The organism is Methylobacterium sp. BTF04 (assembly GCF_010692745.1).
Taxonomy (GTDB): domain Bacteria; phylum Pseudomonadota; class Alphaproteobacteria; order Rhizobiales; family Beijerinckiaceae; genus Methylobacterium.
On the sequence record NZ_JAAHTB010000015.1, the window covers coordinates 39,785 to 66,402 of the forward strand.

At 65.7% G+C, this 26,618-nt stretch carries 17 protein-coding genes, 1 tRNA gene and 1 pseudogene; 6 read left to right on the forward strand and 13 right to left on the reverse strand.

Annotated elements, in window-relative coordinates; all coding sequences use genetic code 11:
• Window positions 1-125 precede the first annotated feature (125 nt).
• Window positions 126-1,127 carry a helix-turn-helix domain-containing protein gene (locus tag G3T14_RS11375; protein WP_163642665.1) on the forward strand — a complete coding sequence of 334 codons (1,002 nt, stop codon included), beginning with the start codon at window positions 126-128 and terminating at the stop codon, window positions 1,125-1,127.
• Window positions 1,128-1,175: 48 nt separating this feature from the next.
• On the opposite strand, the gene G3T14_RS11380 is transcribed toward G3T14_RS11375, so the two are convergent.
• Window positions 1,176-2,048: a helix-turn-helix domain-containing protein gene (locus G3T14_RS11380; protein WP_163642666.1), complete on the reverse strand. Its 873-nt coding sequence runs from the start codon at window positions 2,046-2,048 to the stop codon at window positions 1,176-1,178.
• A gap of 414 nt (window positions 2,049-2,462) precedes the next feature.
• On the opposite strand from G3T14_RS11380, the gene G3T14_RS11385 reads away from it, so the two are divergent.
• Window positions 2,463-3,476 carry a hypothetical protein gene (locus tag G3T14_RS11385; RefSeq protein WP_246733248.1) on the forward strand — a complete coding sequence of 338 codons (1,014 nt, stop codon included), beginning with the start codon at window positions 2,463-2,465 and terminating at the stop codon, window positions 3,474-3,476.
• 107 nt (window positions 3,477-3,583) lie between these two features.
• Here the strand turns inward: G3T14_RS11385 and G3T14_RS11390 are convergent, their stop codons facing one another.
• Window positions 3,584-5,068 carry a PAS domain-containing methyl-accepting chemotaxis protein gene (locus G3T14_RS11390; RefSeq protein ID WP_163642667.1) on the reverse strand — a complete coding sequence of 495 codons (1,485 nt, stop codon included), beginning with the start codon at window positions 5,066-5,068 and terminating at the stop codon, window positions 3,584-3,586.
• Window positions 5,069-5,640: 572 nt separating this feature from the next.
• On the opposite strand from G3T14_RS11390, the gene G3T14_RS11395 reads away from it, so the two are divergent.
• The gene (locus G3T14_RS11395) at window positions 5,641-7,869 is read left to right on the forward strand and encodes a CHASE3 domain-containing protein (protein ID WP_163642668.1); all 2,229 of its coding nucleotides are present in this window, start codon (window positions 5,641-5,643) and stop codon (window positions 7,867-7,869) included.
• Window positions 7,870-7,888: 19 nt separating this feature from the next.
• Here the strand turns inward: G3T14_RS11395 and G3T14_RS11400 are convergent, their stop codons facing one another.
• Window positions 7,889-10,216 (reverse strand): PAS domain-containing protein, encoded by a 2,328-nt coding sequence (locus tag G3T14_RS11400; RefSeq protein WP_163642669.1) that lies wholly within the window; start codon window positions 10,214-10,216, stop codon window positions 7,889-7,891.
• Window positions 10,217-10,487: 271 nt separating this feature from the next.
• Between G3T14_RS11400 and G3T14_RS11405 the strand changes: the two genes are divergently transcribed.
• Window positions 10,488-10,685 (forward strand): hypothetical protein, encoded by a 198-nt coding sequence (locus G3T14_RS11405; RefSeq protein WP_163642670.1) that lies wholly within the window; start codon window positions 10,488-10,490, stop codon window positions 10,683-10,685.
• 370 nt (window positions 10,686-11,055) lie between these two features.
• Here the strand turns inward: G3T14_RS11405 and G3T14_RS11410 are convergent.
• Window positions 11,056-11,130: transfer RNA gene (locus G3T14_RS11410), tRNA-Thr, on the reverse strand.
• 524 nt (window positions 11,131-11,654) lie between these two features.
• Here G3T14_RS11410 and G3T14_RS11415 point away from each other — a divergent pair.
• Entirely contained in the window at window positions 11,655-12,383 is a 729-nt protein-coding gene (locus tag G3T14_RS11415) for an amino acid ABC transporter ATP-binding protein (RefSeq protein WP_204262808.1), read from the forward strand.
• Between the two features lie 212 nt (window positions 12,384-12,595).
• Here G3T14_RS11415 and G3T14_RS11420 read toward each other — a convergent pair whose 3' ends face one another.
• The 9 genes from G3T14_RS11420 to G3T14_RS11460 form a co-directional block, all read right to left on the reverse strand.
• Window positions 12,596-13,279, reverse strand: a complete 684-nt coding sequence (locus tag G3T14_RS11420; RefSeq protein ID WP_163642672.1) for a glutathione S-transferase family protein — start codon at window positions 13,277-13,279, stop codon at window positions 12,596-12,598.
• Between the two features lie 243 nt (window positions 13,280-13,522).
• Window positions 13,523-13,939: a DUF1236 domain-containing protein gene (locus G3T14_RS11425; protein WP_163642673.1), complete on the reverse strand. Its 417-nt coding sequence runs from the start codon at window positions 13,937-13,939 to the stop codon at window positions 13,523-13,525.
• Window positions 13,940-13,949: 10 nt separating this feature from the next.
• Entirely contained in the window at window positions 13,950-14,321 is a 372-nt protein-coding gene (locus G3T14_RS11430) for a hypothetical protein (RefSeq protein WP_204262802.1), read from the reverse strand.
• 469 nt (window positions 14,322-14,790) lie between these two features.
• Window positions 14,791-18,657, reverse strand: a complete 3,867-nt coding sequence (locus G3T14_RS11435) for an autotransporter domain-containing protein (RefSeq protein WP_163642674.1) — start codon at window positions 18,655-18,657, stop codon at window positions 14,791-14,793.
• A 586-nt stretch (window positions 18,658-19,243) separates the two neighbouring features.
• Entirely contained in the window at window positions 19,244-20,500 is a 1,257-nt protein-coding gene (locus G3T14_RS11440; RefSeq protein ID WP_163642675.1) for an amidase, read from the reverse strand.
• Window positions 20,501-20,595: 95 nt separating this feature from the next.
• Entirely contained in the window at window positions 20,596-21,900 is a 1,305-nt protein-coding gene (locus G3T14_RS11445; protein ID WP_163642676.1) for an amidase, read from the reverse strand.
• 66 nt (window positions 21,901-21,966) lie between these two features.
• The gene (locus tag G3T14_RS11450) at window positions 21,967-22,944 is read right to left on the reverse strand and encodes an ABC transporter substrate-binding protein (RefSeq protein WP_163642677.1); all 978 of its coding nucleotides are present in this window, start codon (window positions 22,942-22,944) and stop codon (window positions 21,967-21,969) included.
• Window positions 22,945-23,068: 124 nt separating this feature from the next.
• Window positions 23,069-23,890, reverse strand: a complete 822-nt coding sequence (locus G3T14_RS11455; RefSeq protein ID WP_348645259.1) for an ABC transporter permease — start codon at window positions 23,888-23,890, stop codon at window positions 23,069-23,071.
• A gap of 104 nt (window positions 23,891-23,994) precedes the next feature.
• On the reverse strand, window positions 23,995-24,780 hold the full coding sequence (locus tag G3T14_RS11460) for an ABC transporter ATP-binding protein (protein WP_163642679.1): 786 nt from the start codon (window positions 24,778-24,780) through the stop codon (window positions 23,995-23,997).
• Between the two features lie 457 nt (window positions 24,781-25,237).
• On the opposite strand from G3T14_RS11460, the pseudogene G3T14_RS11470 reads away from it, so the two are divergent.
• Window positions 25,238-26,611 (forward strand): annotated as a pseudogene (locus tag G3T14_RS11470) (ABC transporter substrate-binding protein).
• The last annotated feature ends 7 nt before the right edge of the window (window positions 26,612-26,618 follow it).

The following is a 26,618-nucleotide window of genomic DNA, read 5'->3' on the forward strand; positions in this document are numbered from 1 at the left end:
TTTGCCCGCGATGGCGCGACGCTGCATTTCTGCGGCGCCCCAACGGGACCGACAGAACCAACGGATCTCCCCAATCGCCGATGGGGACCCCGCCGGAGAAGCGGACCTCATCGAGACGGTGCGCGATGTCAGCGATTCCCTGCGATCGGTTCGTGCCGCCCTCAGACCCCGCCCTGCATGGACGCTCCTGGTGCGAGCACCTCGCCCCGGTCTTCGAGGCGCAGATCGCCCGCGACGCGGATCTGTCCGCGGCCATCACGCTGACGAGCTACAATTTCGGGGAGGTCATTCTCGGGACGGTAGCGGCGCCGGCCCAGCGCCTGGAGCGCAGCGCGCGGATGATCGCGCGTCAGGGCATCGACCACATCTTCATTCAGTTCTACCGCTCCGGCCGGAGTGAGGTGACGGTCGGCCGACGCGCCGGACAGGTGCAACCCTCACAGATCGTCGTCTTCGATCTCGCGCAGCCGCTGGTCAGCGAGGCCGGCCCGGTCTCGGCCACCACCATCATGCTGCCGCGCAAGCTCCTCTCCGACAGGGTCGGCGACATCGGGGACCTTCATGGACAAGCCCTGGATTACGGCTCGGATGCCATGCGAACGCTGTGTCACACATACTTGGCGGGTCTCGCGGACAGCGCCGCGCAGATCGAACCGCACCAAGCCCGCCATCTCTCCGGCGCCGCCGCGGCCCTCGTCGCCGCCTGCTTCCAGCCCGATGCGCCCAGGACGCGCGCGGCGGACCAGCTCCTCGGCATCGCCATCCGCCACTACATCGAGGAAGAACTGGCCTCGGAATCCCTAGACGTCGATGCCGTCATCGCCCGATTCAAGATCTCGCGGGCGACCCTGTACCGCCTGTTCGAGGCGGTGGGCGGTGTCGCGGGCTACATCCGCGAGCGCCGGCTGCTCCGGGCCATGCGGCTGCTCAGCGCCGAAGGCGCCCGGCCACGCGTCTCGGCAGTCGCCTATGCCACCGGCTTCTCCGACGAGAAGACCTTCAGTCGCGCCTTCAACCGGCGGTTCGGACTCCTGCCGAGGGACGCCGCCAGCGGTCATGCCACCGTGCCGGCCGTCACCGGGACCGGGTCGACCCTGCTCGCCTGGATGAGGAGTCTCGCGGCCTGATCCCCCGCGGCCGCTCGGCGCGTTCCTTACGGCGAGGCGCCACCGGCCTCAAGCGGCCAGATCCCTCATCCAGGACAGTAGAATTGCCGCGTCGTCGCTGCCCGTCCAAGGAAACACCTCCGGAACCGCGGTGTCCCGCGGCAGGCAGCCGAAGCGGCGCTTGAACGCGCGGCTGAAGCTCTTCTCGTCGGAGAAACCGGTGGTATAGGCCACCGCGGAGACGCGCATGCGACCATGGCCATCGGCCTGGGTGAGCAGCCGTCTCGCCCAGAGCAGCCGGCGCTCACGGATGTAGCCGGCGACGCCGCCCTCCGCCTCGAACAGGCGGTACAGGGTCGCCCGCGAGAGGCCGAATTCCGCGACGATCGCCTCGACGGTGAGGTGGAAGGAACCGAGTTCCCTGCGAATGAACTGGCGCACCGCGACATTCGTCTGAAGGTCGATGGGCCGCCGCAGGGCCGCCGCAGCCGGGAAACAGGCGCCGCACATCTTGGATGTGGCCGCGGCGAGCGCCGGCAGCTGATGCGACCCCAGCTGTCCGGCGCAGGCGATGAGACCGCGCAGGTAGGTATGGAGCAGGTCCGGTGCCGGATCCTCGCCAGAGTCGAGGATCTGTCCGTGCAGGGCCTCGACCACGCCGATGCTGTCTGAGATCAGGGCCCGCGGAAGCACCACGGCGATGGCCGAGCGGATGGAGACGTCGATGAGGACCGGTTGCGCCATGTCGATGATCGCGACTTTGCGAGTGCGGGCCTCTCCCGGACGCCAACCCGTTTCACCTTTGCCACCGTCGCTTTCGTAGAACAGGAGCAGGACGTGATCGATGCCCTGGCGGGCGACCATGCGCGCCGGCCGCTCGAGCCTGTGAGCCGGAGCGTAGACCTCCCAGACAAGGATCTGCCCGAAGTTGTAGGCCTTCATGGCATAGGGATTCGCTGGCACCGGCGGTGCAATACCGACTTGGAAAAAAGGTTCCAGATAGTCGCACCAAGTCTGGAAGCGACTTGCCGGATCGAGTGGGGCCTCGAACATAAGGGTCGACGCGGACGCCACGACGCTTTTCTTTCTCCGTTATAGTTCACTACAATGCCGATAGGCCCCGAATGGGCGCGCACCCATATCTATTCTTATCGATCCAGCAAAGTTTTTTCAGTATCGATTCGATGTTTTATTTTTCTGGATTTAATGGTGAGTTAGGGATTACGCATGTGGCGGGAAATTGCCAACCGGCCGCACTGATTAAATTTCGCGACGATTGATACCGGTCCTACCTAGGCGGCCCTGATACAAACGCAGATCCGTGTGGCCTTCGGGCCATCACACAGATTGAGACCGATGTCAGACTTCGATATCCCCGATCATCTGGCTTTTATTAAATACAAAACCGCGTCTGAGATCCTGTCCCATTCCAAATTCGAAGAAGCCCGCGAAGTCTACATCGCGAGAACCGCGCGGGTTTACGCGACGGATGTCTTTCCGACCAGAATGAGCGTCGATGCCGGTCGTGTGCTCATCTTCGGTGCCATTATCTGCCTTCACGCCCGGCACGATCCGAGCGACCGCGAGACTTGGCCGACGCTGAAGCTTTTGAAGACGGTGCTCGTGCCGTTCGGTCTCAACAGCCCACGCCTCGTCGACGACGTGGTGGGCCGATTGGTGCAGACGGGCTATCTCGAACTGCCGCAGATCGCGGCGGACCGGCGGCTCCGGTCTCTCCAGCCCACCGAGAAACTCCTGGCCTGGGACCGTGAATGGATCGCGGCCTATCATGCACCGCTGGATGTGCTGTATCCCGACCCGGGCTACGCGGGTCCGCGCCTGCGCGATGAAGCGTTTCAGGCGGTGCAGCGCCGCGCAGCGATCGCCATCTTCCCTATCTCCGCCAGGATACTCTCGAAGAATCCGGAGATGCGGTTTTTCCTGACCATGGCTTCGGGGAACGACATCATGCTCGCGCTGTTCGGCATGGGCGCCGGTCAACCGGACAGCCGCATACGCTCGTCCAGCTTCGCCGTGATCGGCCAGCGTTTCGGACTGTCCCGTTCCCATGTCCGCAACGTGGTGAGGGCAGCGGAGGAGCGCGGGTTCGCAGCCCGCACCGGACCGCGCGGCCAATACGTCCAGCTGACGCCAAAATGGCGCGCAGCCTTCGATCGGTTCATTGCCGAAACCTTGTCGTCGAGCGACCTGACCTACCGGATGGCGCTGCGGAGTCTTAGTGACAGAACGTGGCAATCCAATCGCAGCGCGAGCCCTGCTGGGCTCGATCTTGCCGAAGACGCGCGCAACGAGAATCGGATAGCGCTCCAGGGGAGTGCGGAAGGCCGGGAGGTTCTTGCGGTGGGGTAACGGCCGAATATGGGCCCAGCTTGTCCTCGGCGCGATGCGCGAAAGCGAACGGACCACGGCGAGGCCCGGGGTCGCGAGCATCACCGCGATGCGCGCCGGCCCTTGCTTCAGCGCACGAGAACGCGGGCGGCATCTTTCGTCGTCGCGACCGACTGCGAAACCGCATTGATCGAGGCGGAGATCGTCACGGCGTTTTGCGAGATTGCGCGCACCGCGTCGGCCGCATCCTGCATGCTCGACGACATCTCGGTGGTCACCACGCTCTGCTCCTCGACCGCTGCGGCCGTGCTCACCACATAGTCGCGCATGGTCTCGACCGAGCCTTGAATCGTCTCCAGCGAACCGGCAACCTGCTCGGACGCCGTCTGGACGCGGTCGATCTCGTTCGAAATCTGCTTCGTGGCCTGCGCCGCTTGTGCCGCCAGGTTCTTGACCTCCTGCGCGACCACGGCAAAGCCGCGCCCTGCATCCCCGGCCCTCGCCGCTTCGATGGTCGCATTGAGGGCCAGCAGGTTGATCTGATTGGCGATGTTCTGGATCAATCCCACGAGGCCGCTCATGGCCGTTGCCGTATTCGTCAGGGTCTGGGTGACCGAGCCTGCCGCCGCCACCTGCGCATGGGCCGTGTCCGTCGCGGTTCGCGCCTTACTCATGCTGTGGGAGATTTCATTGACGGAGGCGGCGAGTTCTTCGGCCGCCGCCGCCATGGTCTGCACGTTGGTGGCCGTACTCCCCGCCGCCTCGGCCGCGGAACGCGACTCCTCCGACGAACGAAGGACGGCTTGGTCGATCTCGCCGAAGTTGCGTTCGATCAGCCGATTGAGATCGGCCAAGAGCGCGATCTGTGGCGTGATGTCGGTGGAGAATTTCACAACTTTGTAGGGGCGCCCGCCGGCATCGAAAATGGGATTATAGGACGCCTCGATCCAGACTTCTCGGCCACCCTTGCCGATGCGCTTGAACTGCCCGCTCTGGAACTGACCTTGGCTCAGCTTGGCCCAGAACTCGGTATAGGCGGGGCTGTCGCGCAGAGCCGGTTCGACGAAGAGGCTATGGTGCTGCCGAACGATCTCGGGCAGCGTGTATCCGACGACGGCCAGGAAGTTCTCGTTGGCCTCGATGATCGTCCCGTTCAGATCGAAACTGATGACGGCTTGCGCCTTCCGGATCGCATCGATCTGCCCATGGCGATCCGCGTCCTGTGCCTTCTGGCGCGTGATGTCGGTGGCGAGCTTGAGGATTTTGTAGGGCCGACCGCGACGATCGAGCACCGGGTTGTAAGAGGCTTCGATCCAGATGTCCCGGCCACCCTTGCCGATACGCTTGAACTGCGCAGCTTGATACGTGCCGCGCCGAAGACTCTCCCAGAATTCGCCATAGGCTAAACTGTCTTTGACGGATGGTTCGACGAACAGGCTGTGATGCCGTCGCTCGATTTCGGACATTGTGTAGCCGACGACGGACAGAAAGTTGTCATTGGCGCGAATTATGGTTCCATCGAGCTCGAACTCAATGACCGCCTGCGATCTCTCACATGCTGCGATTTTTGCGGCTGTATCAAATTTGTCAAATCGCCATTTATCATAGATCATAAGCCGCGATGCCTCTGACACTCGTTTATTCATAACTGATTTTGCTAAAACTTGCGCTGTACTTTTATCGAATCTGCAATCGATTACTTTCAAAATCCGATATGAACACGATCGCGTGATCCGAGTTAACATCGCATTAATTTTCGCTGGCAGTTCAACCTCAGCGGGACAATTTGTATGCGAATGCTCTCGGAGAGGGTGTGTGGTGTTCTGGCCGGAGCAGGACGAGTTCCTAAGTCGGCCGATGGGCTTGACAATAAATCCGGCCGAAAAAATCTTTTGTATTCGACGGTTTTGGGACGGGGTGGGTTACGCTTTTCGCCGCGTATTCTCTATGGCCGCTCCAAACCCGACCACCACGATGACCACGCGTAGCTGCGCGCATGCCTGGAACCAGCAACGCAGGTTCGAGCCAAGGTTGCGCCGCTGCCGCGATAAAGGATTTCGTTAAGCCAGCCGCAAATAGTGCGTATTCAGGGACGAGTTTTAGGGTACGGCCAAGACGGACCGGTCGATTGCCCATTCGCACCCTGCCTCCGCCCTCGGCAGATGATGAGACACGAGACGCCGACATGACCAAACATCTCGTCGCGCGTGCCAACATCCTCGTTCTTGGTGTCTTGCTGGTCCTACTGGCCCTCGTCGGTGCCGTGACGTGGGAACGCCTGAACGCCTCGCGCAACGCCCGGGAATGGTCGCAACACAGCTACGGCGTGCTCGGCACCATGAAGGATCTCGCCATCGCCCTCCGTGATGCCGAGCGTGGCCAGCGCGGATACCTGCTCACGGGTAAGAACGACTATCTCGAGCCCTACAACGCCGCGCGCGACCGGATCGGCCTGCTGCAGGGTGAGCTGCAGAAGCTGACGGCGGACAACCCGGAGCAACAGGAGCGCCTGCGTGCCCTGTCCCCGACGATCCAGCACAAGCTGGAGGAGCTTGCCCAGACGGTGCAGGCACGCCGCGACGGGAGCTTGGAGACGGCCCTTCGCATCGTCAACACCGATGCGGGCCGCAGCTACATGCGCGAGGCCGAGGCCATTCTCACCGGCCTGCTCGCAGACGAGCAGGCCTTGCTCACCAGCCGCCTAGCCCAGAACGACACGCGGGCGGCCTGGGTGCGCTGGCTGGTGATCGGCGGCTCGGGCCTCGCCATCCTGACCCTGCTGGTGGCGGCGCGGCTGCTGAACAATGCCTGGTCGCGGTCCTATCAGGCGGAGACCGATCAGAGGGCCCTGGTCCTGCGCCTGCGCACCATCCTCGACAGTCTGAGCCAGGGTGTCGCCGTGTTCGGACCCGATCGAAAACTGAAGAATTGGAACGCGTGCTTCCAGATCCTGCTCGACCTTCCCAAGGCGATGGTCCGGCCGGGCGCAGCCTACACGGCCTTCGCCGAGCATACCGCCGAGCCCGGACGTCCGGAGCTGGAAAGCGAGGATCAGGTGCGGCACGGCGGGCAGAACCTTCGCGAAGCCATCACCTACGAACGGGAGCGCGCCGACGGGCACCACCTAGAGATCCGCCGCACACCGATGCCGGACGGCGGCTTCGTCCTAACGATCTCGGACATGACCAAGCGTGCACAGGCCGAGTTGGTCCTTCGCGAGGCGCAGAAGATGCAGGCCATCGGGCAGCTCACCGGCGGCATCGCGCACGATTTCAACAACCTGCTTCAGGTCATCCTCGGGAACCTGGAATTCGTCCGGGCAAAGCTCGACGGAGATGGCAAGCTGCAAACGCGCATCGATCGCGCCACCTGGGCCGCCCAGCGCGGCGCCACGCTCACCGGCCAGCTCCTCGCCTTTGCCCGCAAGCAACCCCTGGCACCGGCCGCCATCGACCTCGCGGCAACGATGCCCGACCTCATCCCGCTCCTGCGACGGACCCTCGGTGAGCACATCGACGTCCGATACGTCGAGACGGCGGGCCTGTGGCCGGCGATGGCCGATCCGGCACAGTTGGAAAGCGCGGTCCTCAACCTCGCCCTGAATGCGCGGGACGCGATGCCTGGCGGAGGCAGGCTGACCATCGAACTCGGCAACAAGGTTCTCGACGCGGAGTATGCGCGCCACAATGCGGAGGTGATACCTGGCGACTACGCCATGGCGGCGGTTTCCGACACCGGCCACGGCATGACGCCGGAGGTGGTTGCCCGCGTGTTCGAGCCTTTCTTCACCACGAAGCCCGATGGCAAGGGCACCGGACTCGGGCTCGCCATGGTGTTCGGATTCGTCAAGCAGTCGGGTGGCCATGTGAAGATCTACTCCGAGCCCGGCCAAGGCACGACGGTGAAGCTCTACCTTCCCCGGGCGGCGAGTCTCGCCAAGATCACCACCCAGCGCATGAGTTCGCCGGCGGAGCTCCCCCGCGGGTCGGCGACTGTGTTGGTGGTGGAGGACGAGGCAGCGGTGCGCGAGATCGCCTGCGCGATCCTGAGAGACCTCGGCTATCGCGTGTTGGAGGCCGCCGATGGCGACGAGGGCCTTCGGGTTTTCGGCGCCTACGCCGCGGATATCGACCTCTTGCTGACCGACGTCATCCTGCCGGGCGAGATCCGGGGGCGGGACCTGTCCGAACGCATCCGGGCGATCCGGCCGGAGGTGAAGGTGGTGTTCATGTCGGGCTATACCGAGAACTCCATCGTCCACCATGGTCGACTCGACGAGGGCGTCCATCTGATCGGCAAGCCGTTCAAGCGCGAGCAACTCGCCATCAAGGTGGCGGATGTTCTCGGGTTCGCACCGGAGATCGCGGACGAGACCGGCAAGGTCGTCGAACTCAGGGCGAGACGCGAGACATAGGGGGCACGGCCGATCCGGCTCACCCCTCTCGCTGGAACGCGCTGAGGGGCGCGCGGACATGGCACGTCACACCTGCGGGCGCGAAGTCGACGGTGACTTCGGCGCCGACCTGGCCGGATAGGCCCCGCTCGATCAGCCGGGACCCGAAGCCTTTTCGGGTGGGGGCCACCACCACGGGCCCGCCGCTTTCTCGCCAGGCGATGCAGAAATCGGCCTCATCGGCTCCGGCCACGAGGGACCAGGTCACCGCGACCCGTCCGTCCTGGACCGACAGCGCCCCGTATTTCGCCGCGTTGGTGGTGAGTTCGTGAATCATCAGCGAAAGCGACAGGGCCGCGCTACGCGAAATCTCGACATCGGGCCCATCGTAGCGGAAGCGGCCGACCTCGTCGTGGACGCCGACGCCCCCGCGGATGACCGCACCGACCGCGGCACGGTCGAGGTCGTTCCCGAGGAGGATGTCCTGCGCCTTGCCGAGCGCGATGAGGCGCTCGCTGAGGATCTCCTTGACCGTGCCGACGTCCGTGGCGCCGCGCAGGGTCTGCAGCGCGATGGACTGGACCATCGCCAGCAAGTTCTTCATGCGATGGCCGAGCTCGTGATTCATCAGGCTCTGCATCGCCTCGGCACGCAACCGTTCCTCGACATCGACCAGCACGGTGACCGCGGCTTGGATGGCGCCCGCCTCGTCACGGACCGGGGCGCTCGACACCTCGAAGCGGCGCACCTCGCCGGTAATGCCGTTGCGATAGCGCATCGCCTCGGCACGGACCGTTTCTCCGTCGCGCAGCGCACGCAGGGTCGGGTAGTCCGTCAGAGCGTAGGGCGTATCGTCCGGATGGAGCGCACCGTACCCCGCGGCCGTTTCCTCGCCGGGCGCGCCAAGGCCATGTCCGAGCATCTCCTCCGCCTGAGCATTGATCATCGTGGTCCAGGCCGAGGCGGCGTCGGCGACGGCGATGCCAACCGGCGCTTGCCGGAAGATCGCCTGGAGCAGGTTCCGCTCCATGTCGAGCCTGCGCTGAGCATCGCGCAGGGCGGCCTCCGCCGCACGGATGCTGGTCAGGTCCAGCATCGCGCCGATCATGCGGATCGCGCGTCCGTTGCTATCGCGAATGACGTAACCGCGGTCGAGCACCGGCGCGTAAGTCCCGTCGGCGCGCAGGAAACGGTACTCGTCCGTCCACATGGTTCCTGTTCCGTCGATCACCGCGTGGATCGAGGCATCGACCCCGGCTCGGTCATGCGGATGGATGTGGTCGATCCACCAATCCCCCGTCGGCTCGACGGCCGCCGGCGCGTGTCCGTAGGCCTCCGTCAGCGCCTCGTTCCAGAGCACATGGTTGCTGGCGAACTCCCAATCCCAGATCGCGTCCGTGGTGGCCCGCGCCGCCAGGCGATAGCGTTCCTCGGTGGCACGCAGGGCAAGCTCGGCGTCCTTCTGCGCCGAGATATCCCGCACGGTGCCGACGAAGCGGACGGTCTCTCCCGCCTCGACGATGGCCCGGCCGCGGGCGGCAAGCCAACGCTCCGTGCCCGTGTCCGCTGCAATCACGCGGTATTCCGTGTCGAACCGGCAGGGGCCCGTGGGATCGAGTGCCGATTGCACCGCGGCATCGGCATGCGCGCGGTCATCGGGGTGGATGTTGGCGAGGAAGGAGCCCTCGTAGGTGACCTGGGTCAGCTCCGGCACGCCGAACAGGGCGCGGACGCGCTGGTCCCAGTGCAACGCGCCATTCCGGGGCTCGAAATCGAACACCCCGATTCCGGTGGCCTCGGCGGCCAACCGCATCTGCTCCTCCGCCTTCGCCCGTGCAGCCAGGGCCTGCCCCCGATTCTCGACGGCGCGATGAAGCTCGAGTTGCACCATGACCTGGCGTGCAAGCGCCCGCAAACCGGCTCGTTGCCCCTCGGTGAGTCCGCTTGGCCGCGGGTCGATGTCGATCACGCAGAGCGTCCCGAGGGTGGCTCCCTCCGGCGAGTGGAGGGGCGCCCCGGCATAGAACCGCAGGTGCGGCTCACCGGTGACCAGGGCGTTCTCCCGGGTGCGCGGATCCTGGGTCAGATCGGGGATGACGAGCAGGTCGTGACCGCCGAGGGCATGAGCGCAGACGGATTGATCGAGCGGTGTCTCGCACGGGTTGAAGCCGATGCGGGCCTTGAACCACTGCCGGTCCTTCGTAATCAGGCTGACGAGCGCAGTCGGCGCCTCGCAGATCTGTGAGGCCAGCAGCACGATGTCGTCGAAGCCCTGCTCGGGCGCGGTGTCGAGGATGTCATACCGGTCGAGTGCGGCCAAGCGCTCGGCATCATCCGCGAGTTCGAGGCCTATCGGGGAAGACGTCACAAGCTGGGGTCGGCCTTAAGCTGTCTCGCACGCATCGCGAGTGTGCGAGCGCCGTGTCCAAGGTGTCTAGCACATCCGGCTTGTACAAGGGCGCGCGGTCATAGCGTGTTGGACAACGCATTCGTAATGTCATGACGACCAGAAGGCTGCCGGTGAGACGGCCGCCCATCTTACCGAGATGGGGCACAACCTTCATCGCCACTTGGAACCCACCTCCGGGGCCGAAGCTTGCCATCCTGCGCCGGCATGTTGTCAGCCTAGGAGAACCAATATGGCGAGCGATACCGAGACGCACCAGGCCCTGCTCACCGCGCTCAAGGCCGCCCAGGGCAAGACTGATGGTTCCTTCGAACACGCGGTCACCAGCGCCTTCGCGCACGTCTTCGAGCATTTGGAACGCCTGAACGCCGTCAGTGGTCCGGACGAGGAGCGACCCTTACACCCCGGTGAATCCGCGACCTTACGCTAGGCCTGCCCCGGGGCTTTACCAACATACGCGGCGGGCGCCGATTGGCTGAAGGCCGCGGCACCGCCGCAAGATTTGCAACGCACGACCTTGGAATCCTCCGGCGGTACCCGAAGGGCGCCAGTGGGTGGGCTCATCCCGGCGATCAGCCACCCTGCTGGCGCACAGTGCGGATCGTCATCGACTAATCGCGCGCTGATATGTGGGCGCGTCTCATAAGCTTTGTGCAGGAGCGGGCGTGATGTTCTCCCCGATGTTCCCGACAGCAAGAAACCAAGAGCGCGGCAGTGGGTGACGGACGCCGCCAGAAGTGGGGAGCTGCGGCTGGGCGAGATCAAAGTCGCGCGCGAGCCCAGTCGACGCCAGAAGGAAGTGGTGCCGGATGAGGGGATTGAACCCCCGACCTTCGGTTTACAAAACCGCTGCTCTACCGCTGAGCTAATCCGGCCCTCGACCACCGAATTCTCGGCGCCGATTGAGTCTGTGCCTGGGCCAAGCACGCCTTGCCGTCCCCAGGACCTCCAACGACGAAACCGCTGCACTTGAACGGCAGACGCTCTGAAACCGTTGCGAGATTCGATAAGTCTGGCGCGTCTGAGGCGCCTTAAACGACGTTTGAGGCTGCCGCGTCAAGGCACGGAATCCGGTGGATTCCGCTTCCGGCCCGCCACGCGTGCCCGTCGCCGAGTGTGGCTGAGTCCGCCCTCATCACCGTACCGTTCAGGTCGGTCGATTCGACGGAGGAGCGCCTCGGTCTGGCGATCGGGGGGTGGCCGGGCGCTGGCCCGTGTCCGATGGGCGTGAAACGCTCGAGGTGACAGGTTCCGGCGCGCGTCCGGCGGTACGACGCTTGCAGACACATTCCTCCATCAGTCGCCGACCCGCCGAAGGCACGGCCCGCGTGGAACCCAGGACCCCTCGATGCGCCCACCCCTGAATACGGCTCCGAAAGACCTCGCGGTGTCGGGGCCGATGATCGCGATGAGTTCGGTCAGCAAATGGTACGGTGATTTCAAGGTGCTCACCGACTGTACGACGTCGGTCAACAAGGGCGAAGTCGTCGTCGTGTGCGGCCCTTCCGGGTCCGGCAAGTCGACGCTGATCAAATGCGTCAATGCGCTCGAGCCGTTCCAAGAAGGTCAGATTGTCGTGGACGGGACGCCGATCCACGACAAGCGCACCAACCTACCCAAGCTGCGTGCCCGGGTCGGGATGGTGTTCCAGCACTTCGAGTTGTTCCCGCACCTGTCCATCACCGACAACCTCACCCTGGCTCAGGTCAAGGTGCTCGGGCGCGACAGGGGGGTGGCCCTCGATACCGGGTTGACGCTGCTCGACCGTGTCGGCCTCGGCGCTCATGCCAAGAAGTTTCCCGGCCAGCTCTCGGGCGGCCAGCAGCAGCGCGTGGCCATCGCGCGGGCGCTCGCCATGAACCCGGTGGTGATGCTGTTCGACGAGCCGACCTCGGCCCTCGACCCCGAGATGGTCGGTGAGGTTCTCGACGTCATGGTGGAACTCGCCAAGGAAGGCATGACCATGATGGTCGTCACCCACGAGATGGGCTTCGCCCGCAAGGTCGCCGACCGGGTGATCTTCATGGACAAGGGCGAGATCGTCGAGGATGCGAAGAAGGACGAGTTCTTCGGTCATGCCCGCTCGCCCCGCGCGCAGAACTTCCTGTCGAAGATCCTGCAGCATTGAGGCCCTTCGCCGACAGGATCCGGCGGTTTGCGCGGACGGTACTAGGGCAATAGAGACCCGCTCCTTTCGGGAGTGGGTCTCTGACCCGCTCCTTTCGGGAGTGGGTCTCTGACCCGGCACCGTCTTCGTTTCCGACGACAATGGCCGGATGAAGGATATCGGCCCGACATCCTTCGATACGACGTGATCTACCGTGTCGGGATCGAAATGCCTCAATCGGCTGCTGGCGACAGGTGCTTGAACATCTGCGCGCGGGCCGCATCGTCCATTTCCGCCTTGAACGGAAAGCGATCCTTGAGGGCGATTGCCCGGGCCGCGGCCGGCCGGGCCGCGAGTGCATCGTGGTGGCGCTTCAGATTCGGGAGGTCGGACCAGGAATCCTCGCCGAGAATGAAGGGGACCATCCGAGCCCAGCCCCACACGCTCATGTCGACGATGGAATAGGCCTCGCCAAGCATGAACGGCCGGTCGGCCAGATGAGCGTCCAGGATTCCGTAATGGCGCTTGGCCTCGTACCGGCAGCGCTCTTTTGCGTAGGGCACGGACTCCGGGGCGAAATGCCGGAAATGCACCGCCTGGCCCGAGAACGGCCCGACGCCGGTCGCCACGAACATCAGCCAGGACAGGAGCGGCCCGCGCGCGTCCGGCGTCAGGGGCAGGAACTGGCCAGCTTTCTCCGCGAGATAGAGCAGGATCGCGTTGCTGTCGAAGACGGTGACGTCACCGTCGACGATGACCGGAACCTTGCCGTTCGGGTTCAGCGCGAGAAAATCGGGCGCGAACTGGTCGCCGGTGCGCGTGTCGATCGGAATCGGCTCGTAGGGCAGCCCGAGTTCCTCCAACAGGAGGGCGACCTTCGTCGGGTTCGGTGACCCGTTGAAGAAGAACTTCAGCATGGCAGGCTCCTACCGTTGCGCTGGCCCCGCCGTAGCCGATGCGGCGCGCGCTCACAACGCCCGCCTCCGCGATCGCGATTACCAGGGTGGGACCAGGGCCGGGAAGCGACTCATATGAAGCCTTTGGCCCAGGCGCGCGGACCGATGGAAAAGATGCGCTGAGGCTACTCGATGAGCCTGTTCCAGCCGTCCTGGGCGGCACCGCGAGCCGTGCCGCCGATCACTTCCCGTTCGAGCCGGCGCTCAGCGGATCACTTCGACGATGCGGCGGGAGTCCGGCTCGACGAGCACCGGATGATCATTGACGATCGTGTAGTTGAGACCTTGCAGGGCGAATTCGGGTGGCACGTCGTAGTAGATCACGCCGTCCTCAGGCAGCACTGTTCCGACTCGGACAGTCCCTTTGAAGGGGAAGGAGGCGCGGCGCTCCGCAAGCGTGTAGATCCGAAAGCGCTCTCGCCTGTCGATGCCGAGCATCTCGTTGGCGGCGCCGACGGCGCCGCCGATTGCACTGCCGACCGCTGCACCGAGCGGCCCGGCCATGTTCCCGCCGCGCTCCGCACCGTCCTGCGTCCCCCGCGCCAGACCTTGACCGTGGGCGGCCGAACCGACGCCGAGCGCCACCGCGGCAGCGAGACCAATCCCGATCCGCAGGCGCATCACCGTGAACTTATGCAAAATGACCACCCGCCATTGCGGACCCAGCGAGGCTGATCCGCTTGGACGCATTGCGGGTTTCGTCACCCCAGGTTGGCCGGGCGCTGGTTTGCCGGGACTGGGCATGGATCGTCGCGCCCAGGTCGCCCGACATGGAGCGCATCGTGGTGGCATCGCAGGTCGCCGCAACCTGCAATCCCAGATCGCGCGTATGGCTCCGACCGTAGAGGAACGCGGCAAGTCGCGCCCGTGTCAGCGGCGGAATGTCGGCGATGAGGCTTGGAAGGATCTCGACGTGGGCGCGATAGATCTTGCCAAGCGTGTCGGCTGACACCGGGCAACCATCCGCGAAATCGTCGATGTCGAGAGAGCGCGCTTGAAACACGGAAGGTACCTGCTGCTTGTGTCTCTGTACTCTCGTCACGGCATGGTTAACGAATACTAACGGCCGAGCTTGGGTCAGGCTGCCTTATCGACGTCAGGGCGCGATGCCACACCGTTTCCTGGGCTCGATTGCACCGGCCCGTGCTGGGTTCGCGACCAAGGTGGCCTGGTCCTCGAAGCCGGCCCACGACGCACCGGATGCGGGCGATCGCGCCGATCTTCCTGCTGATCAATGTCATGACCGCGCTGTAACGAGCGGTTTGTGCTCCAGGGGCGCCCGGCCTTCGGCCTGATGGTGGTCGCGCTTCCGCATCTGCGCTTGCGCGATGCCGTCGTCCTCCTGCCCGAGCGCGCCATGCGCGCGTGCTTTGCTGAGACCTGGGCGGGGCTTGCCCCCTTTGGCCCTGTCGCAAAAAGAAGAGGGCCGGCTCGCAGGCGAGCCGGCCCCCCTATCGTCTCATCAACGCGGATCAGAACGTGTAGCGCACTCCGCCGCGTACCGCCTGGATCGTGTCCGAGGAGGCGAGTTCCGCGTCGTAACCGAGGAAGCCGGAGAGGCCGGGGGCCAGTTCCGTGCTCACGCCGAGGCCGACGAGGGCCCGGTCGCGGGCGAGGCGGCGGCCGGAGATGGCGAACGGCACCGTCGGAACCAGGGTGAAGGACGCCCCGATGGTGCGGCTCACATCGGCGAAGTCGTGGACATAGGCCGCCTTGACCCAGAACGAGACCGGACGTCCGGCAAGAGCCGTCGTCGCCGTCTCCAAGCGGCCGCCCACGAGGGTGCGGGCCGAGAGGAAGTCCTTGGCGGCGATGGTGAGGCTGAGGGGGCCGGCGCTGCTCTCGCGCACTCCGTCCTGATCGAAGGTGTTCACCTGGAAGCCGACGAAGGGCGACAGCACCGTGGCGGGCGCCACGGCGAAGCGGTAGCCAAGCTCACCCGCCGAGATGAACTGGTCGCCGCTGACGTTGCCCTGCGCGCCGCCGGCCTGGATCTGCGGCAAGCCGAGGGAGCGGTTCACCCGGCCCTCCGTATGCGCGTAGCCGATGGTGGCGTTGGCGTAGAGGGCGCCGCTCGAGACACCACCGTAAATGCCGATCTGAGCATTGTCCGTATGCGCCCGCTCACCGGTGCGGTTGAGGCTGACATCGACGGAGCCGTAGCCGGCCGCGATGCCCAGCACCGTGCCCACCTGCGGGTGGAAGTCGATGCCGGCGGCCATGCCGGCGACGGTCTCGGAGCGGCCGGCGGCGTTGGCGGTGGAATCGACTTTGCCGAACTGGCCGTAGCCGGTGGCCCAGAGGCCATAGCCGCGGCTGGTCTCGACGAACCGGGGGGCGGGCACCGGCGGGCGGTTCGGCATGTCGGCGGCGTAGACCGTGGGCGGCAGGACAAAGCCCGTCGGGCCGGCTTCCGTGCTTGCCGCATAGGCCCGCGACAGGAGCTGGCTGCCGAAGGCACGGCCAGAGCGCAGCTGCGGGTCGGCCAGCGACGCGTAGCCCTGGCCGGCGACCCGGTCGAGAGTGGCGGCGATGCCGGCATTGCTCTGGTTGTCGATGACGAGGAGCGCCTGCGGGTTGTTGGCGAGCGCCGCATCGAGGCCGCGGGCGACGCTGGCCTGATTGGCTGTCTGGGCCACGAGGCCAAAGCTCTGCTGCGCCAGGGTGACGTAGGCGTTGTTGGCATCGGTGGAGGCGGTCGGCCGAATCAGGAAGGGCAGCGTTCCGCTATCCGTCACGGTGGCGAAGTTGCCGCTCACGCCGCCGGCGGCCGTCAGCACGGTGTAGCGGGTGTTGGGCAGGTAGGTGCCCGCCGCCGCGATCAGAGTGGCGGTGCCGTCGAGGGTGGCGGTGCCGGTGGTGACGAGGCGAGCGGCCTGTCCATCAGCGGTGACGGCGCTCTGCAGCGTGCCGCTGGCCTGCTGGACGTAGTTGCCGGCCACGGTGAGCGCGCCGTAGGGCGCGGTGATCGAGCCCGGGGCGACGATGCCGGCGTTGGTCAGGGTGCCGGCGATGCGGCCGGTGCCGGCCAGCGTCCCTGCAGCGGCCACAGCCGTGTTGGCGTTGAGGGTGGAGTTTACCGTGAGGACGCCGCCCGCGACTGTGGCTCCGCCGGAGAAGTTCTGGGTCGAGCCCGCCGCCAATGTCCAGGCGCCATCGGATTCACGCAGGGTAGTGAAGCCGGTCACGTTGCTGGTGAGGGTGCCGGTGCCCGAGAGGTTCAGGGCATTGATGCCGAGGCCCGAGGCGGAGATGTTGCCACCGATGGTCGAACCCGTGCCGAGATTGACGGTGTTCCGGCTCGCGGCGACATCCGCGTACGTGATGTTGCCGGTGATCGCGCCGGTGTTGGTCAGGGTTTGATTGCCCATCCCGTACTGGATGTTGCCGACGATGCGACCGGCATTGGTGGTGGTGCTGTTACGGCGGTTGGCCGTGGTGGCAACCTGCGGATCGGAATCGGTGAAGCGCACGTCGCCGGTGATCACGCCGGTCGCCGCGTTGTTGAGGAAGCCGTTGCCGGCGCCGTAGACGACGATGGCCTGGCCGCCCGCCGGGCCGGTGATCGTGCCGGCATTGTTGATGGTGTAGCTCTGCGCCCGGCCCTGGATGGCACGCACGCCGGTGCCGGTGCCGGAAATCGTGGCGCCGGCGCGGTTGGTGACGGTGAGAGCGGCGACATCGTCGTCAGAATCGATGGCCGCCACGGCCGCCGTGCCGGTGCCGGTGCGGGTCGCCGAAATGGTGCCGGCGTTGGTGATCGTCATGGAGGCGATGTTCTCGCCGGCATAGACGCCGCGCGAAATGCCGATGCCGTTCTCGGTCACCGCGATGGTGCCGTTGTTCGTCACCGACACGTTGGCGAAGTCGGCGCCGGTGGAGTTCGTCAGCACGCCGTAGACGCGAGTGGCGGCAGTATTGGCGCGGCCCGCGGCACCGGTGCCCGTGAGGGTTCCGTTGTTGACGAGGCTGGTATTGGAGCCCGACAGGTTCACGGTCTTGTTGGTGAGGGTGTTGTTCACGGTGAGCTGCGCGCCCGAGCCCGTCACCTGGATCAGGCCGCCAACGTTCTGGGTCGAGCCGGCGCCCAGGGTCAGGTTTCCACCCGCCACCGTGAGGTTGCCCGAAAGGGTCTGAACGGAGCCGCTGGCGGTGGTCCAGGCGCTGCCGGTGCCGGTCTGGTTCAGGCTGGTGAAGCCCGCAACCGTGCCGGTGAGGGTGCCGGTGCCCGTGAGGTTGAGCGTATTCGTGCCGAGCCCTCGCGCGGTGATGTTGCCGCCGATGCTGGAGCCGGTGCCGAGGGTGACCGTATTCACCGTGGCGGCAACGTCGAGGAACGACAAGCCGCCGGAGATGCGGCCGATGTTGGTCACCGTCTGGTTGCCGCCGCCGAACGCGACGTTGCCGTTGATGGCGCCGGCATTGGTGAGGGTGCCGGTGCGGCGCAGGTTGACCACCGTCGTGGCGGTCTGGAGATCCTGGTCGAAATTGCGCACGTCGCCGTTGATTACACCCGTCGCGGTGTTGGTGATGACGGTGTTGTAGGCGCGCACCGTGGTGGCATCGCCCGCCGTGCCGGCATTCAACGCGAAGGTGGCGACGGCGGCTTCACCGGCGGTGGTGTTGGTGATGGTGCCGCTGTTGTTGATCTCGTACTGCGCGGCGCGGCCGGAGATCGCGCGGGTGTTGACCCCCGTGGCGGTGATCCGGCCGGCGGCGGCATTGTTGATCACGAGGCGGTCGGTGTCGTCGTCGGAATCGACGCCCGCGACCACGGCGGTCGAGGCCGTGGCGGAGGTGCCGCGGGTGGCCGAGATCAGGCCGGTGTTGTTGATCGTGAACAGCGTGGTGTTCTCGCCGGAATAGATGCCCCGCGCGATGCCGTTACCGTTCTGCGTCACCGCGATGGTGCCGGAATTGGTGACGGTGGTGCTTTCGTATTGCGAGCCGCCCGGCGCGCTCGAATAGGCGCCGTAGATCCGCGTAGTGGTGTTGCCGGCGGGCGCCGTTAGCGTGATCGTGCCGGTGTTGTTCAGGGTCGACCGGTCACCCGCGAGGTTCACGCCGAAATTGTCACGGTTCAGCGGCGCGGTGTTGCTGATGGTGCCGGCGTTGTTGACGACGCTCGTGCCGTTCACCCGCACGTTGGTGAAGCTCGGGTTCGTGCCGGCGCTCGTCTGCTGCGAACCGATGGTGGCGCCCGGCTGGATGTTGACCGTCAGGCCGGTGACAGCGGCCGGGGCAATGAAGCCGGTCGGCTGCGTATCGGTGCAGGTGACGGTCTGCCCGCTCGCAGGTGACACCGGCTGGCACGCCGCCGATGCTTCGGCGATCAACATGCTCCACACCGGAACACTTACCATGAGTGAACGCCGCAGCACCCGACCTTGCATCGACATCGCGTCTCCCCAAATTTTTCTATTATCAATTGGTCGAATGCTCGCGCCCACAGCGAACAATGAGGACGATTAAGGTGTGCACGATCGGAGTCAAAAGTTAGTTCGCTATTCGATGGCAAACTTCCTGCTTCCGACGCTCGACGATGTAAAATAATCACACATTTATCAGATAATAGGCAATTTAGGCGAACTATAACGGGCAATCAGGCAGCGATTTCATTTAAATCAGGCAACTAAAATGGGATGAACTGGCAATCGCCGTCCCGGACGCGTTGCGGGCTCAGTCGCGCTCCGCTCAGGCTGCTCGGGTGTGTTGGAGCCGAGGGGCGCGGGGACACGCCGCCGGCTGGGTAGCCTTCGGTGTCGGCGAACAGGTCGCGGCGCGCTTCGTCAGGTTAAGCCCATCGCCTCTGGTGGCCCGGTTCCCTCGGTCGGATTCCGGCGGCCCACTCCGCCGAACTTCAGCGGCAATCCCGAATGCCGTCACTCGCGATTTGGCTATTCCGCCGTCGCGGAACCGCTCGCATCAGCGATCAGAATCATGCACCAGCATCTCGATGAAGCGCGCCGCCGCGAGGGCCCTGGCATCGTCGCCGAGGCGGGCGATCGTCTGCACGCCGAGCGGCAGCCCGATCGCGGTGCGTCCCACCGGCACGGTCACGCAGGGGACACCGAGGAGCGTCCAGAGCCGGTTGAAGCGGGAATCGCCTGTGCTGGCATAGCCTTCCGGCGCCGGGCCGGGTGCCGAGAGCGTCAGGATCACATCGACGTCGTGCTCCGCGAACAGGTCGGGCAGCTGGCGCCTCGCGCGGTGCGCCACCTTCATCGACGCGTCGTAGGCGGCAGCGCTGATCTTCTGCGCCGCGTCGAGATGCGCGCCGAGGAGGGGCCCGAGATCGACGCGATGCGTGGCGTATTCCCAATCCAGCGCCTGAGCCGCCTCGAAATCCTGGATCGTGCCGTGAAGCCCGAAGGCCTCGGCGAAGACGGCCGGTAGGGTGATGTCGCGCAGGCGCGCGCCAGCGGCTTCGGCGCTCGTGCGCACGCGCAGGAGCGCCTCCAGCGCTTCAGGCTCTGCGGGCGTGCAGAAATCCTGCAGGACGATGCCGATGCGCGGCAGGCCTGGATCGCTCGCGGGAAGGTCGAGGCCCGGTCGTCCCGTCATCAGCGCAAGGGCATGCGCGGCGTCCGCGACGCCCGCCGTGAACAGGCCCAGCGTATCGAGCGTCCAGGAGGAGCACTTCATGCCCACCGTCGGCAGCAGGCCGAAGGAGGGCTTCAGTCCCACCACCCCGCAATAGGCGGCCGGCCGGATGATCGAGCCTCCGGTCTGGGTACCGAGAGCCAGGGGGAGCATTCCCGCCGCGACAGCGGCAGCGGAACCGGCGGACGAGCCGCCGGGCGTATGGCCGCGATGATGCGGATTGCGCGTCTTGGTCGGGTCGAGGAAGGCGAAGGACGTGGTGGTGGTCTTGGCCAGCGGAACCGCACCGAGCCGCCTCAGGCGGGTCACGGCGGCCGCATCGGCGCGCGGGCGCCAGCCTGCATAGATCGGAGACCCCATCTGCGTCGGCAGGTCGGCGGTATCGAGGATGTCCTTCACCCCGACGGCGATCCCCGCGAGCGGGCCGCGTTCCGGCACGACAGGGTTAGTCTGGCAGCTGACCAGGGCCTGGATGTCCGGCTCGCGCTCGGCGATCGCCGCCTCGGACAGGGCGATGGCCGCGCGCGGCGTGAGGGTTCCGGCCTCGATGCGGGTACGCAGCGACAGGAGCGATTGCATGTGACAGCTGTCCGATGACCGGGGTTTCAGAAGGCGAGAGCGGGCACGGGAAGCCGTGAAAGCGGCGCCCGCTTGCAACGCGATCGGGCGCCGCTTCAGGCGGCGGGGAAGGCGATCGGTCGAGACAGGACCCTCTCACACCAGCGTGCAGTGCCCAGCAGCGCGAGATCGTTTCGGTAGGTGCCGACGAGCTGGAGCCCGAGGGGAAGTCCAGCGCTCTCGCCGGCCGGAAGCGCGAGGGCCGGGACGCCGAGGCAGGTCCAGGGCACGCAGAAGCCGGGGTCACCGGTGGAGGCCAACCCTTCCGGCGCCGGGCCGGATGCGGGCAGGGTCAGGATCGCGTCGTAGCCTTGAAGCACGGTGCCGAGGTCCGCCCGCAGATCGGCCTGTCGCCGGAGCGCTTCCGCGTAGGCGACGGCTGGGATCTGCGCCCCCTCCGCCACCAGATCCTTGAGCGGTTGGCTCGTCCGGTCGGGAAAGCGCTGCACCAGCGTCCCGAAGCCCGCGCTCGCCTCGACGGCCAGGATGGTACGCGCATCCTGCCACAGGACGTCATAAGCGGCCGGAAGCACGAGATCGGAGACATGGCCGCCGGCGCTGCGCATCATCGCGGCCGCTGCCTCGAGCAGCGCACGCGGCTCGGGCTCTGCCCGGTCCCAGAGGGCGGTTCGCACGAGGGCCAGGCGCGGCGCGGCGCGGGGTACCAGTCCGGTATCGTGGTCGAGGGGAAAGCCCGGGAGCGGACGACCATGCCGATCCGCATCGTCGCGTCCGATCAGCCGCGCCAAGGCGAACGCAACGTCCGTCACCGAGCGGGTGAACAGGCCGAGATGGTCGAGGGAGGGGGCCAACGGGTGCACGCCGATCCGCGGGATCGCGCCGTAGCTCGGCTTGAAGCCGACGACGCCGCAATAGGCGGCCGGCCGGATCACCGATCCGAAGGTCTGGGTGCCGAGGGCCAGAGGAACAATCCCGGCGGCGACGGCGGCGGCCGATCCGCTGGACGAGCCGCCCGGCGTGTGCCCGCGCTTCCAGGGATTGTGCGTCGGTCCAGGGTGGCGCCAGGCGAACTCGGTGGAGACCGTCTTGCCGATGACCGAGGCCCCGAGGGCCTTCAGGCGGCCGACGATCCAGGCATCCGCGGCCGGCACGTGGTCGGCGTAGATGGCCGAGCCGTTCGTCGTCGGCATGTCGGCCGTGGCGATGATGTCTTTCACCCCGACGGGAAGACCGGCCCACGGACCGTCGCCCACCGCGAGGTCGGTCGCGAGATAGGTGAAGGCGGCGAGATCACGCTGCGCGAGGGCGGCGGCTTGGCAGGCGGCGAGGTAGTCGGCGGGCGTCGCCTGTCCATCGCGAAACGCCGTCAGGGCGTCGACGAGGCCGAGATGATTGAGCATCGAGGAGTCCGTTGTCTTTCGCACGTGAAAGCCGCGCCGGTGAGGCACGGCTTTCGGTCGTTGAGCTCAATTCGCCATGAGGCTCTTCTCGATGAAGTCGCGGCGCACGAAGGTGGCATAGTCGGGCAGTGCCGGGAGATTGCCGAGGGCCACCTGCGTCTCCATCCCGGTCTTCAGGGCTTCGGCCGTGATGTCGACGCTGTCCGGATAGACCTTCTCGCGCATCATGCGCTTGACTGCGGCCTCGACCACGGCGGGGTCGAGGTTGGGGAACTGCTTCTTGGCGATGGCGATGGTCTTGTCCGGCTCGGCATGCATGAAGCGGATCGCCTTCTCCAACCCGGTGACGACCTTCTGGGTGACGGCCGGATCGACGTCCTTGCGGGCGCTCACGGCCGAGAACGCATAGGGGCCGTAGCGCTCGGGAAAGCTCAGCACGACCTTCATGCCCTTGGCCACCACCTGATCGAGACCGGGCTCGTACATCACCGCAATCTTGGCCTGCCCGGCGAGGAGCGGACCCGGCTCGGAGCCGAGCTGGACCTGGGTCATCTCCACGTCGTCGGGCTTGAGGCCGTTCTCCTTGAGGAGCTTCAGGAACAGGGAAGTACTCGTCGTCGGCATCAGCCCGGTGACGATCTTCTGACCCTTCAAATCCTTCACGTCGTTGAAGATCACGTCGGGGGTGGTGGCGATCCAGACCGCGGCTCCATTGACCACGTTGGCCACGACATTGACGGGCGCGCCTTTGGAAGCGGCGATGGCGGTCCATTCGGGGCCGTGGATCGAGTATTGCGCGCTTTTCGAAATGACGGCCGAGAGGGCCACAGCGGGGGCGCCCGCCGTCTCCTTCGTCACCTCGACGCCCTCGCCCGCGAAGAACCCGCCATCCATGGCGACGTAGAAAGGCAGATAGAGCATCGACTGGAAGGCCTGCGAGATCGTGACCTTGTCGGCGGCGCGGGCCGGCAGCGCCGCGAGGCCGGCGAGCCCCAAGGTTGCTGCCAGGGAGGTCGAGAGACGCAGACGCTTGAGACGGATCATCCGTGAGGCCCTTCTTGGAGGAAATTGTTCGGCAAGCAAGTGCTCGGGAAACAGGTGTCGCAGCGTCGTGCGCAAGAGGTCGCCGAGGTTGGCGGACCGATGAGCGCAGAAGGCGGGTCGGGGATCAGACCTGGACCTGACCGGTGGTGATGACCTGTCGCCAGGGAAGAATGCGTCGCTCGGCAAAATCGATGACGTGGTAGAGCAGGAAGCCCACGAACATCAGGACGAACAATCCGACCCAGACCGTATTGAGGTCGTAGAGGCTCGAGGCCGAGTAGATCAGGTGCCCGAGGCCGCGCTGCGACGAGATGAACTCACCGACCACGGCACCGACGAGGGCGAACCCGATATTGATGCGAAACATCCCGATGATGGCGGGCAGGGTCGAGGGCACGATCACGCTCTTGAAGACGCGGTTCTTGGAGGCGCCCATCGAGGCGAGCAGAGCCTGCAGGTCGGGGTCGGCATCGCGCGCGGCCTGGTAGGCGGCGATGAGGGCGACCAGGGCGGTGAGCGAGACCGCGAGCGCCACCTTCGAGACGAAGCCCGTGCCGAACCACAGGATCACGATGGGGGCGAGCGCAATCTTCGGCACCGAGTTGATGGCCACGATGAAGGGTTCGACGAGCCGTGCCACAAAGGCCGAATACCAGAGGCCGAGGCCGGCGACCGACCCCATCAGGGTGCCGATCAGGAACCCGATGATCGCTTCGATTACGGTGTACCAGGTGTCCACCGGCAGGGACCCGTCGCGCATCGACGCGAGAAACACTCGCCAGATGCCCGATGGGGCACCGACCAGGAATTCAGTGAGCCAGCCGGCTCGGACCGCGACCTCCCAGGCAAGGAAGAACACCGCGACGGCCAGCAGCTGGATGATGCCGCGCCCGAGCATCGTGTCGGCCGCTCTGGCGACGGCACCCGGCTTGGCGCGTGGCCGCACCGCGGATTTCCGAGCAGTCCGTGCCGACGCTTTCGGGGTTTGGGCGGTCGTCGGAATTTGGGACGGATTCGACGGCTGCGACGTTTTCAAAGCTTGCGACGCCATCAGGCGGCCCTCTGGCGGGTCTGGATCTCGAGTTCGCCGCACAGGGTCTGGAAGTAATCGGAGAAGCGCGGATCACTGCGCGCCCCGATCGGCGACCGCGCGTCGAGTCCGATCTCGTGGACCGACTTCACCTTGGTCGGGCGATTGCCGAGAACCACCACGCGCTTGGACAGCGCGACCGCCTCGTCGATGTCGTGCGTCACCAGGACGACAGTCTTGTGGAAGGTCTCCACCGCATCGAGAAGAACGCCTTCGAGGTAGAGCCGCGTCTGATAGTCGAGGGCCGAGAAGGGTTCATCCAGCAACAGAATATCGGGATCCATGATCAGGGTTCGGATCAGCGCCGTCCGCTGCCGCATCCCGCCGGACAACATCTTGGGATAGGCATTCTCGAAGCCCGAGAGGCCGAACGTCGAGAGGTATTCGCGGGCCGTATCGAGGGCCTGGGCGCGATCGACGCCTTTCATCTCCAGGCCGAGCATCACGTTTTGCAGCACGGTCCGCCAGGGAAACAGCAGATCCTTCTGCATCATGTAGCCGACCCGGCCTTGGAGCCCGGGCACCACCTCGCCACGAAACGTCATCGTGCCGCTGTCGGGCTCGAGAAGCCCGGCGATGACGTTGAACACCGTCGTCTTGCCGCAGCCGCTCGGGCCGATGATGCTGACGAAATCGCGCTCGTAGATATCGAAGGTCAGACCGTCCAGCACCGGAACCGGACCGCCCTTGCCGGGAAAGGACTTACGGATGCCGTCCAGGCTAAGTTGAACTTCGGGAGCCGTCATGAAGCCTCCTTATGCGTGAGACGGCTCCAGCAAGCCTCAGGCCAACGGGAATTATGAATTCAAAACACTTGACCGCGGACGCATCGCTTTCGGCTTGAACCTAAAGCGGTCCGCTACTCGTGGTATTCGGTACGCTCGATCGTCCGGGACCAGGCTGACCCCGGGGGCGGCTCGGATCCATAAACCTCCTCACGGGAACGGGACGGGCCAGTCGATTGCGCACGAGCGAACGGTGCCCTAGCCTTTCTTCACAGCGTCGCGACGCCTCCGATCGAGGCCCCCGATGCTGCCGAACCCGCACGCCATGCGGAACGAACGACGAGGAGGATGTATGGACACGCATGCGACCGGGGATCCCGCGACTGGCGATCCCGGCGGTACGACCTGGGGGGCCCACAACACGGTGACGGTGGTCGATCCCTCACCGGTGAACTGGCTCTCGATCACTTGGAATACGATGGAGGAGGCCAACCGCGTCGATCACGACGGGATCGGTCAGCCGAGCCTCGCCGAATCCTGGCGCTGGCTCGATGCCGAGACCCTCGAACTCAAAATGCGGAGCCACGCCGTCTACCAGGATGGCGAGCCCTACGACGCGAAGATGTTCAAGCTCGGGTTCGACAAGGTCCAGGAATGGACCAACCCGCACCCGCCGGGCGCCTTCCTCAACTTCGCCCGCGACGTGACCTGCGAGGCGGTGGACGACGCCACGATCCGCATGCGCTTTCCCGGCGGCGACTCGGCCGCGGTGATGAAGCTCAGGGGCATGCATCTGCCCTCGACGCGATTCTGGAACGAGTGGGGCTTCATCGACCCGAAGACGGGATCGGCCGAAGGCCATTGGTGAGTGATCGACGCGCCTGGTCCGTGGGGGACTGGCCCGTTTGTGCTCACCGAGGGTGTTTCGCTGATCGAATCCCGGTCCGACCGGGTCGTGATGGAGCCCAACGCAACCTACTGGAATCCTGACCGCAAGCCGACGGTCCGGATCGTCTACGACAACGTGATCGGCAAGGCGGAGGGCATCGCGTCCGTCGCCTCCGGTGACGGACGCGTCGACGTGGTGTTCGACCTGACGCCCGACGAGGCCAAGGCCTTCGACGGCGGTGGCCATGGCGCGATCCAGACGAAGAAGGCCAAGACGATCCTGTGCGGCGTCTTCAACGAAAAACGCGAAGGCTCGCCCTGGACCGATCCCGCCCTGCGCCGGGCACTCAATCTGGCGATCGACCGCCAGTTCGTGCTCGACACCGGCGCACATGGCTACGGCACGGTGATCCCGGCCTTCATCCAGCCTGGCCGCTACGGCGCGGACCCGGAGATGAAGCCGTTCGTGCAGGATCTCGAGGCGGCGCGAACCGCCCTTGCGGCCCTGCCGAAGGCAGAAATCGTGATCGTCGGCTCGCCATCGCAGGCCGGCGTCATCGCGGCGATCCGCCACTGCCTCGCCAAGGTCGGGCTCACGGTGAGACCCGTGATCACGAAGGAAGCACCGCCGGAGGATTTCGACGTCAAGCTCGAATGGTATTTCGACTGGACGCCGCAATACCCGGTAGCCTGCGTGCACCGCGAATTCTTCGGCAGCGACGGCGCTCTGCGGCAGGGTCCCGAGGACCCGGCCTTCGATGCGCTCTACGCCAAGCTTCTGAAGAATCCGATGGAGCCGGCGCAGGAGGGCGTGGTGCGGGAAGTGGAGCGGTTCATTCAGGACGAGGCCAAGTGCCTCTTCCTGTATTCGCCCTTCACCCTGTTCGCGGTCTCGAACCGGGTGGATTTCACCGCCTACGACACCTGCATGTCGGAACTCGCCGAGACCCGCATCAAGGGTTGAGGTCATC

Coding starts and splice junctions, on each gene's coding strand:
- G3T14_RS11445 (WP_163642676.1), bottom strand. CDS start 21,900: ATGCTCAATCATCTCGGCCTCGTCGACGCCCTGACGGCGTTTCGCGAT.
- G3T14_RS11420 (WP_163642672.1), bottom strand. CDS start 13,279: ATGCTGAAGTTCTTCTTCAACGGGTCACCGAACCCGACGAAGGTCGCC.
- G3T14_RS11440 (WP_163642675.1), bottom strand. CDS start 20,500: ATGCAATCGCTCCTGTCGCTGCGTACCCGCATCGAGGCCGGAACCCTC.
- G3T14_RS11375 (WP_163642665.1), top strand. CDS start 126: ATGTCAGCGATTCCCTGCGATCGGTTCGTGCCGCCCTCAGACCCCGCC.
- G3T14_RS11405 (WP_163642670.1), top strand. CDS start 10,488: ATGGCGAGCGATACCGAGACGCACCAGGCCCTGCTCACCGCGCTCAAG.
- G3T14_RS11435 (WP_163642674.1), bottom strand. CDS start 18,657: ATGTTGATCGCCGAAGCATCGGCGGCGTGCCAGCCGGTGTCACCTGCG.
- G3T14_RS11425 (WP_163642673.1), bottom strand. CDS start 13,939: ATGCGCCTGCGGATCGGGATTGGTCTCGCTGCCGCGGTGGCGCTCGGC.
- G3T14_RS11390 (WP_163642667.1), bottom strand. CDS start 5,068: ATGATCTATGATAAATGGCGATTTGACAAATTTGATACAGCCGCAAAA.
- G3T14_RS11380 (WP_163642666.1), bottom strand. CDS start 2,048: ATGAAGGCCTACAACTTCGGGCAGATCCTTGTCTGGGAGGTCTACGCT.
- G3T14_RS11385 (WP_246733248.1), top strand. CDS start 2,463: ATGTCAGACTTCGATATCCCCGATCATCTGGCTTTTATTAAATACAAA.
- G3T14_RS11460 (WP_163642679.1), bottom strand. CDS start 24,780: ATGACGGCTCCCGAAGTTCAACTTAGCCTGGACGGCATCCGTAAGTCC.
- G3T14_RS11395 (WP_163642668.1), top strand. CDS start 5,641: ATGACCAAACATCTCGTCGCGCGTGCCAACATCCTCGTTCTTGGTGTC.
- G3T14_RS11415 (WP_204262808.1), top strand. CDS start 11,655: ATGATCGCGATGAGTTCGGTCAGCAAATGGTACGGTGATTTCAAGGTG.
- G3T14_RS11450 (WP_163642677.1), bottom strand. CDS start 22,944: ATGATCCGTCTCAAGCGTCTGCGTCTCTCGACCTCCCTGGCAGCAACC.